The organism is Desulfomonilaceae bacterium (assembly GCA_041662605.1).
Taxonomy (GTDB): Bacteria; Desulfobacterota; Desulfomonilia; order Desulfomonilales; family Desulfomonilaceae; genus CAJBEZ01.
Window position 1 is genome coordinate 35,267 of sequence record JBAZSD010000020.1, and the last position, 13,248, is coordinate 48,514.

The window sequence follows — 13,248 nt, forward strand, 5'->3', positions numbered from 1 at the left end:
GCGCCGTTATCAGACTTATTTACAGCGTTCCAGAGTGAATTGACGATTAATGATTGCCGTGATTAAGTCCTGTTCATTCTTGATCTGAACTTCAAAATTGGTGACACAAGTTCCGACGGCTTCTGCGGAATGAGCGTCACTTCCTCCGACCTTTATGAGACCTAAGGCATCCGCCACCTGCCCAGCAAACTCATTCTCCTCGTCAGTCACTTTACCATTGCAAATCTCGACGGCGTGGACCTGTGACAGCGTCGGGTTCTCCAGAGCGTCATTAACGTTCATTTGAAGCATCCCAAAACCAAAAAGGAGAAATCCCCTGAAGGGATGCGCAGCAATCGCTATTGCCTCACTGGCGTCTACTCTCTGTTTTAGCTGTTTAGGGGTAAGCAATCCCTCAGGTTCATCATCCACGCCAAAAACAAGAATATCCCCACCGGTTGTCGTGACCTCAATCCCCCTGAATACGGCAATTCCATATTTTTGGCTCAATGCTTCCGCGTGATCGGGGTCCCAGATACGATTGTGCTCAGTGAGACATATCCCATCCAATCCTGACTCAAGAGCAGACTTCATCATTTCGTCGGGAGTCATCTCGCTGCATGGAGAAATCGGACTCGTATGGCAATGCAGGTCTATTCTCATGGGCTTGAAAACCTCACTGGTTGATTTACTGAATTTTCGCAAGGCCTTTCAATTCAGGGCGCATCCTAAAGAAGTCGTCGACAAAACCTTTCCGATCGAGGTCAGAGTTGGAATCCAGAGCAGTCTTCAAATCTCTCGTAAGTTCAGACCGTGCAAGGCTTCTCAAACAATCAATCATAAGAGCCGCCATGTGCCGACATCCGTTCCGGCCAAGCTCCTTCTTTATTCTTCCTTCGATCTGAGCATCTATTTTCCAACCTTCGGCCCTCAGGAAAATTTGCTCCGCCAGGATGCACTTCATTGTGGTGAACCGTTTCATTCTTGCTTGAACAGACTCAATTGTGAGACTTGGCCAATCGACCAACAGTTCACATTGCATAGCGTAAAGTTCGTCTTCCAGCACCCCTGAAATAACTCTCTTATCGGAACCTTGTAGTTGAACCCCGCATGATTTCATCCGCGAATATATTGGCATGTTTCTTGAGATCAATTTTGAGTCTCCCTTCATTCGATGTTCTGAAAAGCGGCGCAGCTATCTTTGAGTCTCGGATTGGATCCAAGAACCTTGATCATCTCCGGCCCGATCACGATATCATTTAAAAAAATCTTTGGGCCGTCGCTTGACACTCTAATCTGGGCGCCACCTTTTTCAGCAGCTTTACGAAGCTCAGGAACTGTTATGCCGTTCACGAGCATCTCCATAGCTTCCAGCACTAGATCCGATATCCAATCGGAGCCTTGCGAACCACCGACAAGTTCACGAACTATCTTCGTCATTCCAGGACCAACTCTGACTCCAATAAGCTTTTGAGCCACAGAGGACATGTCCGGAATAACCCCCAGGACATCCTTCTTCAGTAGAATTTCTGATCTTCTTATATCCAGAGTGGGAGCCTTTATTTCTAAAAAGATCGACACTTCAAGGAGATTATCTCCAGCGTTCAAATGAATTTGCCATTCGCCGTGTCCTGACTGTGTAACTGCTGTCAGGCTGTTTGTCTGAAAATCAAGAATCATGTCAGTCACCTCAACACTGTGTAATGATGAAATTCGACGTTAATCCCCCTTGCCGGTCATCGACATCGCATATCTCAATGACTTAAATTAAGCTGCCGACAAAGATTTTGACTCCTATTAAAATCAGGACCACTCCCCCAGCCCTTTCTGCCCACTGCCCAAGGCTTTTCCCCGCACGATAGCCGATTTTCATACCAACCAAAGTCATCAGCAACGCCACTAGTCCGATTACCAGAACCGGGAACAAAATCTCCGTTCCCATCAGGCTAAAGGAAATACCCACTGCCAACGCGTCCAGACTGGTGGCCACAGACAGACCAACTAGGCTCCATCCTCTGGTCGGATCGAAGCCTTCCAAGCGCTTTTCTGTATCCCCGGATTCCTTCAACATCTTCAAGCCAATAAAAACAAGGAGGCCGAAAGCTATCCAGTTGTTCAGCCCTCCGAACATACTAGAAACAGTTGAGCCACCTAACCAGCCTACAAGCGTCATTAATGATTGAAACAGCCCAAAATGCCAGGTCAACCTGAATATGTGCCTGAAGGTAATGAAACACAGACCGCTGGAGACAGCGAGCGCAACAGCGAACGCATCCATTCCCAGAGCAACTGCCAAGCCTAAGAGAGTAAGATTACCCAAAGCCCGTCATTTCCATGGATCAAAGTGCACATTAGGACTCACTCAACTTAACAAATCTCCCTCTTCCAAGTCAACAAAGCATCTCCTTCAACAAAATTAAGGGGTCGATACAGACAGGAATTTTTAACAAACAGTTCATTCGGCTGAATTAGGGGACACTGATGCTTCAAGCCGTTTCAAGACACGACGCGTGCTCCGTAGACATTCTTCCGGTGAATTGATAGAAATGATGTGGATCAATTGAGAGAATCGGATTTAACCTCGAGACAACTCACAAACAAATGGATCATTCACATAGTCACACATATCCGCACACTCATGCTATTCCGACATCCCATGGCAACGTGCAGACCCGTATCGGAATAGCCTTTCTGGTAACTTGCTTGTACATGCTGGTGGAAACCGGTGGAGGCTTGCTTTTCAATTCTTTGGCGCTTTTGGCCGACGCTGGTCATATGCTTTCGGACGCAATGGCATTGGGACTTTCCTGGCTGGCTATCCTTATAGCAAAAAGATCTCCGAACGACAGACTAACTTTCGGATTTATAAGATCAGAAATACTGGCGGCCTTGATTAATGGACTGTTGCTATGGGCCATTGTGGCGGTCATATTCTACGAGGCTGTCCAGAGAGTAATTAGTCCCCAGCCTGTTCAGGGATTTGGGATGTTTGCCGTCGCCTCGGTCGGGCTTGTACTGAATCTAGCGATGGCAACCCTGCTTTTCGGGGGTAGAAACACCAACCTGAACATCAAAGGCGCTTTTCTGCATGTGCTATCAGACGCCCTGGGTTCAGTCGGAGCAATTGTGGCGGGTTTATTGATAGTCTACACTAACGCCTTCTGGATCGATCCGATTGTTAGCGCCCTCATTGGTATCCTTATTCTAATTTCTTCCTGGGGACTCTTGAAGGAGTCGGTCCACGTACTCATGGAAGGTGTTCCACGCGGGGTGGATGTTGCGAGTATCGAAACAGCGTTAGTTAACGTGACTGGCGTCTGTTGCGTCTACGATCTCCATGTCTGGAGTATTTCCAGCTCTCAAATCAATCTGTCCGCCCATGTGGTTCTTACTGAAACAGATCGGGACCGTAATGAGATCCTCCTGGAGATAAATTCAATATTGAATGAAAGATTTCACATTGAACACACAACCATTCAAATCGAAACGTCGCATGAAATCAAGTTTGACTCAAACAACAGGTTCTGCCGGGTAGGAACAGGATGCGACTCTACAAACCCAGGACTGACGGATGCTCACAGAGGATAGTTACAGGAGCGAAAAATGGCTATTGCTGACAGCCATCGCCGTCGTTTTCATCTGGCGGGTAGCTCTTTCATTCAGCATAAACTTGATTCCTGACGAATGTAGCTACTGGACATGGTCCCGACGTCTGGATTGGTCGTACTTTGACAACTCCGGAATGGTGGCTTACCTCATAAGGCTCTCCACCGAAATTTTCGGGAGGTCGACTGCTTTCTCAGTCAGATTTCCATTCCTCATAACATCGCTGATTACAACGATACTGGTGTATTCCACAGCAAAAATCCTTTCCCGGTCAGGTCTAACAGCTATCATTTCGGCGTTGCTGTTTAACCTTGCTCCCATATCTCTTTTGGGTGGAGCGGCGGCTGTTCATGACAACGCATTGATGATGTTTTGGACGCTCGCCCTGTGGTCTTGCGCAAAATTCCTGGAAAAAGAAGATTACCGATTGTTTTACCTCACAGGGGTGGCCACTGGTTTGGCGGTTCTCAGTAAGTACACAGGCGCTCTGCTTTTCCCGGCGATCTTGATTTGGCTTCTTTCTTCAAAAAAGCTTCGCGAGGTCCTGTTAAGGAAAGAACCATGGATTGGAGCAATCATTGCGTCCGTGTGTATACTGCCTGTCCTATGGTGGAATTACCAGCACGATTGGGCTTCATTCAAACACATCCTGTTCATTGGGTCTGGTTATAACGGTTTCTTCCGACGCATTTCGGATGGCTTCGGTTATAATGTTTCCCAGTTTCTTACCATATCACCGCTTTTCTATACGGCGATAGTGTCCGGAGTCCTCATCTCAATGTTCATGGAGCTTCGACGTGAAGACGTCAGGAGATCACTCCTTCTGTGTATGGGGTTTCCTGTTTTTTTGTTCGCTGTAATGTCGTTCAAAGGACATTCGGAGGCCAACTGGGGAGTGACGGGATATTTGTCTACAGGCATCCTGGCTGTGATGCTGTTTTCGGACAATAGCGATCCCGTAACGAAATTTTTATCCAAATACGTAAACATACGTAGATATGTCATGGCTGGAGCGATGATTTCCATCTTGATGGTAGCTCTTGTTGTCCTCCATGGGTGGTTGGGTCTACTGCCGGCCGCTGTCGAGCGAAAGCTCGGAAAAGATGACAGGATCATATGGGAGACCCGTGGTTGGGGTGGTCTTGGACAACACGTGGCCGCATTGAAACAGGATGGTGACATAATTGCCGGTGACAGCTATCAACTTTGCGCCCTACTTGAATTCAACATTCCTGGACAGCCGAAGGTCAGGTATCTGGCCCCGTGGGATCGACCAACTCAATTTGACGTATGGAACAGTTCGTACAAAGATCTAAAAAACAAGAACATCCTATTTGTGAGTTCCAAGCCTCTTGCGCCCACAAATCAGACATTGACCACGATTTTTGAAAACTTCGCCCACGTGCGACAACTCCCTTATTACTCGGTCATTTATCATGGAGAACCAATCCGGGAAGTTTACGTATGCCGAGGGTACGGTTTTGACCCATTCAAGCCAAGGCGCCTGGGTCCCAGATCACTTTTTTATTCCGACCCTTGAGCGAACTGCCCCTAATGATCCCAAGCTGCGACAAATCGAAAAGATCTAACCTTCTTCGGGTTCTTTGACTGGTCTGAGAATAAATGTTCCATCGCTCTGCTCTTCAATTTCCAGTCCGTAATAATGGAGAGAATCACTCAATGGACGACCAAAAAGTAATTCCAGGGCCTGGCCATCTATCCCCAGTTCTTGTGTGACAAATTCTCTTACATGATGATCAAAACTTAACAGATCCAGCATCTTTTCGACTGTTTGTCCCTTCGTCGCTCCGAGACGGCTTATTTCCCTCGAAAAATCTTCATGGGAACATCTTTCATCGTGTCGCTGAATGATCTGCCATATATCTCCTGTGTCTTGAAGCAGGTCATACCTTGTGAGAGGAGATAGGTCCGAGAAAGCTTCCGGTTTAGGATCCCAGCACTCCTGCAACATGCATTGGGCAGGCCTGTCATCATAAATTGAGCATTCCCGATTCCATTTTTGGTAAAAAATACAGGTCTTGTCGTCTGCAGTCTCCCGTATCTTTATTCTTTCTTCCTGATTCTTAAGCGTTGATTCAACTCTGTTATCAGAAACGACTTCACCTGTTCTTATGGTGAAAACATCGTTGGGGCCAATCTTTCCTTTCCGTAACAGGCTGACGTCGTCCAATGTAAGCGTTGGGCTTCCCTTGGAACAACATTCTCCGCATTTAATGCAGTAGGGACGCGTATCGTAGGCAGCTTTGAGAAGGACTTCCTTAACCTGTTTCCATATCTCTTCCTGAGATCTGGATTCATCCGCTTCAGGCTTGGGCCCCAAGGCCTCCAGTTGCTTCATTACAGATTTTACCAGGGTTTCCGGGGCTACCGATGAGCCCACTTTCCACAAGACATCTCTAGCTTCCTCTTTTAGGGTTGTAACAAAAAAACTCCACTCAGCTCTATTCAAGTCATTTTCCATTTCCGCCTTCCGAAAAACCTCCTTCAAACCTAAATATTGTTCCCAATTCTATGATATATCAAAAGAGTTCAATTTTAAAGAACGCCATATTTCAGAACAAAACAACAGGTCAAGGATCCATAATCACTAGAGTTACTTGCTCATTGCTATTCAGAGGTAAGAGATGAAAATCAGGTTTGTGGAGCTTTCCAAGCTCGACAACACACAGCGAAAAGAACTCACACAACGTCCCAGCGTAGGATTAAGGGATTTAATCCCCAAGATCACGCCAATAATAGAAGATGTGAGAAAAAGAGGAGACTCCGCTCTTGTCGACTATGCGCTCAAATTCGACGGGGCGTCGATGAGCCCCGAGGATTTTAGAGTCGGCAAAGATCGGCTGAATGATGCCCTAAAGAAAATCCCGTCTGAACTTCGAGTCGCTATTCAGGCATCTATCATTAATATTACCAAGTACCACGAATTTCAGAAAGAACCAGAGATTCGTGAAATTGAGATCATGCCAGGAATAATCGCCGGTGAAAAGACAATCCCCTTGAACTCTGCAGGGCTTTACGTTCCCAGAGGCAAAGGATCTTTCCCCTCAATGATGATGATGTCCGCTGTGCCGGCAAAAGTCGCAGGAGTCAAAAGGATAGTCGCCACAAGTCCTCCCGACAAGCGTGGGATGCCGGATCAGGCTACTATGGCCGCGGCAGCGATGATCGGCGTAGATGAATTCTATGCGATCGGCGGGGTTCAGGCGATTGCGGCCTTGGCCTGCGGGACTGAAACAATTCAACCCGTGGACAAGATAGTCGGTCCGGGCTCAGGTTACGTGCTGGCTGCGAAACAGTGGCTTTCAACCGAAATTGACACTGGTTTACCGGCTGGTCCGAGTGAAGCCATAATCCTTGCGGATGATTCCATCGATGCGCTCACTGCTGCGACCGATCTTCTGATAGAAGCTGAACATGGCCCCGATTCTTCAGCATATCTTGTGACCCCTGACCAAAGTTTGGCCGACACCGTGATGGATACTCTGCCCGATCTTGTCGCCAAACTCCCTGAAGAAAGAAGATCATATTGTGAAGTTGTCCTGTCAAACTCGGGCGGGGTTGTCCTTGCGGACAGTATGGATGATGCCGTAGGCTTTGTAAATGAATTCGCTCCGGAACATCTTCAGGTCTTGACACAAAATCCCAGGGAAATCCTGAAACATGTTCGAACGGCCGGAGAAATTCTTTTAGGCAGGTTTACGCCTGGAACACTGGCAAATTATTCCATTGGGCCGAACGCTATTCTTCCTACTTCAGGATTTGGGCGGACGGCTTCCGCACTTTCGGTAAGGGACTTCACGAGGAAGATGTCATTCGCAGAATTAACACGGGATGGATTTAACCAACTTGCTTCTAATACCTTGACCCTAGCCCGTTACGAAGGATTTCCAGCGCATGCCGCTGCGCTCAGTCTACGCATGGAACCGTAATGATTCCATCAAACGTGAGTGTGAACAAATAAACGGAGAAAATTACATGTCCAAACTGACACATTTTGACAAAGATGGACAGGCCATAATGGTTGATGTTGGACCCAAGCGGATCACAGAGAGACTGGCTACAGCGCATGCGAAAATTCATATGAAACCGGAAACTTTGGAATTGATCCTCACGGGCAAGAGCAAGAAAGGAGACGTGTTGGGAGTCGCGAGGATAGCCGGAATAATGGCGGCGAAAAGAACCCCTGAACTCATACCACTGGCGCATCCACTGCCGCTGAATTCGGTAACCATAGACTTTTCTCCCAATACCGAAATGAGTCACATCGATGTTGAAGCTCGTGTAAAAGTGACAGCCAAAACAGGAGTTGAAATGGAGGCCATGACTGCGGTGGCTATAGCTTGCCTAACTATTTACGATATGGTGAAGGCTGTTGACCGGGCTATGGTAATATCAGAGATTAAGCTTATGGAAAAATCCGGTGGGAAATCAGGTCATTTCGTCCGCGCCTGACATTTGAGGCGCCTGTGGAGTCAATAATGTTCCAGACCAAGTCTTACGATGTAGCGGATCTCCCGGAAGATGAATTGAGAACTCTCATCGGAACTTTTTTCGGTCATATTATCATGCATTATGGGATGTGGTTCACTGAGGCTTCCATGAAACTCGGAGCCGCCAAGGCTCTTGAATTTGAACACAGCGTAGCTCAAAGGCACTTTAAAATAGCCCTGACCAGACTGGCCCCTCATTTCAATATCGAAATTAAAGACGGAATTCCGGAGGTTCTTCTAAGAAAGTCACGGGAGGAATTGCTCCTATTGCTTGGCGACATCTCAAAGACCTGGGTTACAGGTGATGGTCTTTGGTTTCAGGCTATAGAGGGATCAGAAGGGATGGACACAGCTAAACTGGTTAATGACTCCTGCTGGTCTCTGTTCGCAAGATTAGAGGCGTTCAAGATAAAAAGTTTTTTGGGGACGGAAACCGAGGGTGCGCTGGAAATCCTGGAAAAGGCTCTGAGATTAAGGGTTTATTCAAGTCTCAACGCGCACTCGGCAGAATGGGATACTGAAGGGAATCTGATATTTTATATGACGGGGTGTCGCGTCCAGGAGGCGCGACGCCGAAAACAGATGGATGATTACCCCTGCAAGTCGGCGGGTATAACCGAATATACTGAATTTGCCCTAGGTATGGACCCCGCTATAATCACTGAATGCCTGTGGTGTCCTCCAGACCGGGTTCCCGATAAACTGTTTTGCGCCTGGAAGTTCAGCCTCAAGAAGTAAGCCCATATTCAGGTCGAAATCCTGTTTGTTTGTAGAACTGACTTATTGTCAAAAGGATGAGGAGTCAGCGAGCTACTCCGCATCCTTTCTCGACTCGTTCACGCATTTTTCCAGCTTCGTCAGGTCTCCCTATTCCTTCGTAGAACTCCGCAAGGTTCTCGAGGCTTTGGTTCGTCAGAGGACCACAAGTTCCGTAATTCTTTTCCGTTATTTCATGGGCCCGAAGTAGAAGTTTCTCAGCGTTTTCATATTGACCCAATCCGACAAGCACCGAACCGAGATTGTATAGGGATGATGCGACATGCTGATGATACGGTCCAAATTTCTCTTCAGCTATTGCCAAGGCTCGACGATACAATGGTTCCGCTTCCTGGAATCTCTGGAGACTTTCAAAGAGACCGGCCAGATCATTTAACGAGACACCCACCTCCATACTTGAAGGCCCATGCAATTTCTCCTGTATCATCAGGGCCTTTTCATAATATGGCCTGGCCGCTGGATAGCGACCCATAGCACGATTTACAGACGCAAGATTATTAAGACAGTTGACCATCATGTCGGTTTCAGGGCCGACAGAAGTCTCGACAATTTTCGACGCCTTCCTAAGGGCCGCCTCGGACTCCTTATACATGCCTAGTTCAAAATATGCGCCACCTAAATTATTGTACGCCATCGCCACATCAGGATGTTCCGGTCCAAGAGCATTCCTGCGGATCTCCAGAGATCTCTCCCATAGAGGAAGGGCTTGCTTGAGCCGTTTCTGGACTCGGTACATTTCAGCGAGATTGTTTAGACAACGCGCTACCCTCGGATCTTCCGGTCCGAACTCTTCCTCCGCCTCGTTCAGAGCCGCTTCCACAAGCGCAATCGCTTCAGATTGTTTGCCGCTCTGGAAAAGATCGACTGCTTTTCTGTTATTTTCTTCCCACATTTTCTTCTCCTCTTCCGGCCAAGAGCCGTTATCAGGAAATTTGCAGGGCGCGCTGGAGATGGAGCGCGATCCGGGCCACGACATTGAAAAAAAGTAAGCTCGTTTTTGGACGAAGTCAATGTTTGAGGGAAATTCTCAATACTTTACTGATTCAGTAAGGAATCTTTTTTCTTGAGATATTAGAATGTAACGTGTAAACGTATTCTGAATCGCGCCATTTCCTGTTCATTATCATAGAATTTTGGAGATGCCGACAAGCCTTATTGGTTGGGGCGCTAAACGGCGATTAAAGCCCTGACCACAAAACATTCAAAAGGAATTATTTACCCTGCCAAGTTACACAAGGAGGATGAAAACTGATGGCCAATCTTCTCGTTGACGAGCGCGACGCGAAATTCGTGCTCTATGAGCAACTAAACATCGAAGAACTTTGTGAATCAGACGCGTTTTCCGAATTCTCTCGAGAAATGTTCGACATGGTCATGGAAACCGCTCAGAAAATGGCTGAAAAGGAGCTGGCACCTACAAATACGGAGGGCGACGCTATCGGAGTAAAACTGGAAAATGGAAAAGTGACGGTTCCGTCTTCATTCCACGCTGCTTATCAGCAGTATTGCGAGGGAGGATGGGCTGCTCTTCCCATACCCCCGGATCATGGAGGACAGGGTTTTCCGAACCTTCTTTACATCGCGACCATGGAACTGTTCGTGGCGGCTAACCAGTCCCTGATGATGTACCCCGGACTTACGATCGGCTCAGCTCGCTTGATTCAACTGTATGGCACTGAAGAACAACAGCGGATGTACATGGATAAGATGTACGCGGGTGAATGGTGCGGCACAATGTGTTTGACAGAACCGCAGGCGGGCAGCGATGTCGGAGCGCTAAGAACCAAGGCGGTAAAAAGACCCGACGGAACCTATTCAATTTCCGGTGGGAAGATATTTATTTCAGCCGGTGACCATGATTTGACAGAAAACATAATTCACATGGTTCTGGCCCGTGTTGAGAACGCTCCCCCTGGGACAAAAGGCATCAGCATTTTTATTGTTCCCAAATTCCGCTATGACGAAAACGGCAATCTGGAGGACAATGACGTTACCACCATGGCTATCGAGAAGAAGATGGGGATTCATGGATCCGCCACATGCGCTCTTAATTTTGGCGAAAAGGACAACTGTATAGGATACTTGCTTGGGGAAGAAAACCAGGGAATGAAAATCATGTTTAACATGATGAATGAAGCCAGGCTCTCTGTGGGTGTCCAGGGGTTGGCCCAAGCCAGCGCCGCGTATATGCACGCTTTGAAGTACGCCAAGGAGCGGTTTCAGGGGCCAGAGATCTCTACCATGAAGGATCCCAGGGCACCCAAGGTTCCAATTATTCAGCATCCGGATGTCCGAAGAATGCTGATGTGGATGAAAAGCGTAACAGAAGGAATTCGCTCTTTGCTCTACTATGCGGCGTACTGCGAAGACAGGGTTCACATAGCTAAAACTACTGAAGAGGCAGCAAAGTTCCAGGGGTTTCTCGACATTCTTATTCCCATCTGTAAAGCGTGGGGATCCGATATGGGCTTCAGAGTAACTGAACTCGCGATTCAGGTTCATGGAGGGTATGGTTTCTGCAGAGAATATCCAGTGGAACAGTTCATGAGGGACTGCAAGATCTCCTCAATTTACGAGGGCACAAATGGAATTCAGGCTCTGGACCTGGTGGGAAGAAAGGTCGGTTACAAGCAAGGCTTACTATTCAAAAACATCGTGACTGAAACCGGCGCTTTGCTTAAGAGCGCCAAGAAAAACTACCGCCTCAAGGACGCAGTCGAGCCTTTTGAAACCGCCCGTAAACACCTAATAGAAGTTACCCGTTACTTCGGGTTGAAAAGTATTACTGAAGATTTCATGACTCCAATCCTTTACGCCACTCCATACCTTGAACTTTTCGGGGACGTAGCGGTTGGTTTCATGCTTCTATGGCAAGCAGTCATAGCGGACAGACGACTTGATGAAATGTATAACGACGCCAAAGCTGACACGCCCGAGAAAAAGGCTGAGTTGTTGAAATCGAACAGAAGCGCAGCGTTCTATCGAGGCAAAGTAGCGTCAGCCGAGTTTTTTGCCAACACCATCCTGTCGTTGGCGCCTGGAAAAGCCAGGGCGATCATGAGCGGCGAACGCTCCGCTATTGATCTTCCCGAAGAATCATTTGCGTTAGTCTAATCTTCTGTGGAGTCAGCAATATGAAAGCGAGAAAAGTAGTTTTAGTTGACGCGGTAAGGACAGCTTTCGGCCGTGCGGGAGAAAAGGGCGTTTTCTGGAACACCCGCGCGGACGACATGGTGGTAAAAGTCATCAGGGAACTTATGCGGCGCAACCCCAAAGTAAAACCTGAGATGGTGGAAGAAAACGCCTGGGGTGTTTTTTGTCAGGAAAAGGATCAGGGCCTGACTCTTGGGAGAACAACCGTCATACTTTCGGGCTTGCCTGAGACTGTGGCGGGATATTCTATCGACAGAATGTGCGCGGGCGGTATGAGCGCTCTTACTTCAGCGGCTTCCGAGATTGCATTGGGCGCCTGTGATGTAGCGATAGCCGGCGGAGTTGAGCACATGGGTCACCATCCTATGGGCGCCACAGCGGATCCAAATCCAAGATTTCTCACGGACAAACTGGTAGATTCCAGCGCTATGTCCATGGGCATGACCGCTGAAAACCTGCATGACATGTTCCCACACATAACCAAAGAAATGACAGACCAGTATTCCTTGATCTGTCAGCAAAAGGCCGCTGACGCCATCAAGTCCGGCAAAATCAGCCAGATGATCGTTCCAATGACGGTTTACACCAAGAACGGTTGGGTTATAGCCGACACCGACGAACAACCTAGACCACAAACAACGTTGGAAGGCCTTGCATCTCTAAAAACTCCTTTCAGAGTAATGGGAAATGTAACCGCCGGCAATTCCTCAGGCCTAAATGATGGCGCAGCGGGAGCCCTGCTAATGACATTGGAAAAGGCTGAGGAACTCGGTGTGGAACCTAAGATGGAGATGAAATCCTTCGCTTATGCTGGTGTAAAACCGGAGATCATGGGTATCGGGCCAATACCCGCCACACATAAGGCATTGAAGGTTGCCGGACTGACCATTGATGACATCGGGTTGGTGGAGATGAATGAGGCTTTCGCTGTCCAGGCGGTGGCCTTTATGGAGGAATTTGGACTGACCTTTCCGGATGATCCGCGTCTCAACATATATGGTGGCGCAATCGCTTTCGGACATCCTCTGGCTTCTTCTGGAATCAGACTGTCATGCCACATGATGCATGCGTTCAAGGAACATCCGGACGTCAAATATGGCTTAACTACTATGTGCGTCGGCCTTGGGCAGGGTGGCGCCGTAATCTGGAAAAACCTCCAGAGAGACGGTAAGAAAGAGAAAAGAGAAAAAAAGGAAAACGCTGAATAACCAATTTCAAGTTA

13 protein-coding genes are annotated in these 13,248 nt (G+C 47.9%); 7 read left to right on the top strand and 6 right to left on the bottom strand.

Annotated elements, in window-relative coordinates; all coding sequences use genetic code 11:
• Window positions 1-15: 15 nt before the first annotated feature.
• The 4 genes from WC647_14565 to WC647_14580 form a co-directional block, all read right to left on the bottom strand.
• Entirely contained in the window at window positions 16-642 is a 627-nt protein-coding gene (locus WC647_14565) for a PHP domain-containing protein (protein MFA6223530.1), read from the bottom strand.
• 25 nt (window positions 643-667) lie between these two features.
• Window positions 668-1,132, bottom strand: coding sequence for a DUF2889 domain-containing protein (locus WC647_14570; protein ID MFA6223531.1), 465 nt, complete (start codon window positions 1,130-1,132; stop codon window positions 668-670).
• 14 nt (window positions 1,133-1,146) lie between these two features.
• Window positions 1,147-1,659, bottom strand: a complete 513-nt coding sequence (locus tag WC647_14575) for a hypothetical protein (protein MFA6223532.1) — start codon at window positions 1,657-1,659, stop codon at window positions 1,147-1,149.
• 82 nt (window positions 1,660-1,741) lie between these two features.
• On the bottom strand, window positions 1,742-2,299 hold the full coding sequence (locus WC647_14580; protein MFA6223533.1) for a manganese efflux pump MntP family protein: 558 nt from the start codon (window positions 2,297-2,299) through the stop codon (window positions 1,742-1,744).
• Window positions 2,300-2,580: 281 nt separating this feature from the next.
• Here WC647_14580 and WC647_14585 point away from each other — a divergent pair, with 281 nt between their 5' ends.
• Window positions 2,581-3,567 carry a cation diffusion facilitator family transporter gene (locus WC647_14585; protein MFA6223534.1) on the top strand — a complete coding sequence of 329 codons (987 nt, stop codon included), beginning with the start codon at window positions 2,581-2,583 and terminating at the stop codon, window positions 3,565-3,567.
• Entirely contained in the window at window positions 3,551-5,125 is a 1,575-nt protein-coding gene (locus WC647_14590; protein MFA6223535.1) for a glycosyltransferase family 39 protein, read from the top strand. Before WC647_14585 ends, WC647_14590 begins: the two co-directional genes overlap by 17 nt.
• 45 nt (window positions 5,126-5,170) lie before the next feature.
• On the opposite strand, the gene WC647_14595 is transcribed toward WC647_14590, so the two are convergent.
• Window positions 5,171-6,067 (bottom strand): YkgJ family cysteine cluster protein, encoded by an 897-nt coding sequence (locus WC647_14595; GenBank protein ID MFA6223536.1) that lies wholly within the window; start codon window positions 6,065-6,067, stop codon window positions 5,171-5,173.
• A gap of 163 nt (window positions 6,068-6,230) precedes the next feature.
• Between WC647_14595 and hisD the strand changes: the two genes are divergently transcribed.
• From hisD to WC647_14610, 3 genes are read left to right on the top strand one after another with little or no spacing between them, the layout of a single operon-like run.
• Complete coding sequence (gene hisD / locus WC647_14600; protein ID MFA6223537.1) at window positions 6,231-7,535, top strand: histidinol dehydrogenase; 1,305 nt, start codon at window positions 6,231-6,233, stop codon at window positions 7,533-7,535.
• 46 nt (window positions 7,536-7,581) lie between these two features.
• Entirely contained in the window at window positions 7,582-8,058 is a 477-nt protein-coding gene (gene moaC / locus WC647_14605; GenBank protein ID MFA6223538.1) for a cyclic pyranopterin monophosphate synthase MoaC, read from the top strand.
• 26 nt (window positions 8,059-8,084) lie between these two features.
• Window positions 8,085-8,834: a DUF6125 family protein gene (locus WC647_14610; GenBank protein ID MFA6223539.1), complete on the top strand. Its 750-nt coding sequence runs from the start codon at window positions 8,085-8,087 to the stop codon at window positions 8,832-8,834.
• Between the two features lie 64 nt (window positions 8,835-8,898).
• Here WC647_14610 and WC647_14615 read toward each other — a convergent pair whose 3' ends face one another.
• Window positions 8,899-9,765 (bottom strand): tetratricopeptide repeat protein, encoded by an 867-nt coding sequence (locus WC647_14615; GenBank protein MFA6223540.1) that lies wholly within the window; start codon window positions 9,763-9,765, stop codon window positions 8,899-8,901.
• Between the two features lie 359 nt (window positions 9,766-10,124).
• Here WC647_14615 and WC647_14620 point away from each other — a divergent pair, with 359 nt between their 5' ends.
• Window positions 10,125-11,987: an acyl-CoA dehydrogenase gene (locus WC647_14620; GenBank protein MFA6223541.1), complete on the top strand. Its 1,863-nt coding sequence runs from the start codon at window positions 10,125-10,127 to the stop codon at window positions 11,985-11,987.
• Window positions 11,988-12,007: 20 nt separating this feature from the next.
• Window positions 12,008-13,234, top strand: coding sequence for a thiolase family protein (locus WC647_14625; protein ID MFA6223542.1), 1,227 nt, complete (start codon window positions 12,008-12,010; stop codon window positions 13,232-13,234).
• The last annotated feature ends 14 nt before the right edge of the window (window positions 13,235-13,248 follow it).

What these genes read in the sequence shown, in the direction of transcription:
- WC647_14585 (MFA6223534.1), top strand. Translation starts at nt 2,581, where the DNA reads ATGGATCATTCACATAGTCACACATATCCGCACACTCATGCTATTCCG.
- WC647_14615 (MFA6223540.1), bottom strand. Translation starts at nt 9,765, where the DNA reads ATGTGGGAAGAAAATAACAGAAAAGCAGTCGATCTTTTCCAGAGCGGC.
- WC647_14620 (MFA6223541.1), top strand. Translation starts at nt 10,125, where the DNA reads ATGGCCAATCTTCTCGTTGACGAGCGCGACGCGAAATTCGTGCTCTAT.
- WC647_14625 (MFA6223542.1), top strand. Translation starts at nt 12,008, where the DNA reads ATGAAAGCGAGAAAAGTAGTTTTAGTTGACGCGGTAAGGACAGCTTTC.
- WC647_14565 (MFA6223530.1), bottom strand. Translation starts at nt 642, where the DNA reads ATGAGAATAGACCTGCATTGCCATACGAGTCCGATTTCTCCATGCAGC.
- WC647_14590 (MFA6223535.1), top strand. Translation starts at nt 3,551, where the DNA reads ATGCTCACAGAGGATAGTTACAGGAGCGAAAAATGGCTATTGCTGACA.
- WC647_14595 (MFA6223536.1), bottom strand. Translation starts at nt 6,067, where the DNA reads ATGGAAAATGACTTGAATAGAGCTGAGTGGAGTTTTTTTGTTACAACC.
- WC647_14610 (MFA6223539.1), top strand. Translation starts at nt 8,085, where the DNA reads ATGTTCCAGACCAAGTCTTACGATGTAGCGGATCTCCCGGAAGATGAA.
- moaC (MFA6223538.1), top strand. Translation starts at nt 7,582, where the DNA reads ATGTCCAAACTGACACATTTTGACAAAGATGGACAGGCCATAATGGTT.
- hisD (MFA6223537.1), top strand. Translation starts at nt 6,231, where the DNA reads ATGAAAATCAGGTTTGTGGAGCTTTCCAAGCTCGACAACACACAGCGA.
- WC647_14575 (MFA6223532.1), bottom strand. Translation starts at nt 1,659, where the DNA reads ATGATTCTTGATTTTCAGACAAACAGCCTGACAGCAGTTACACAGTCA.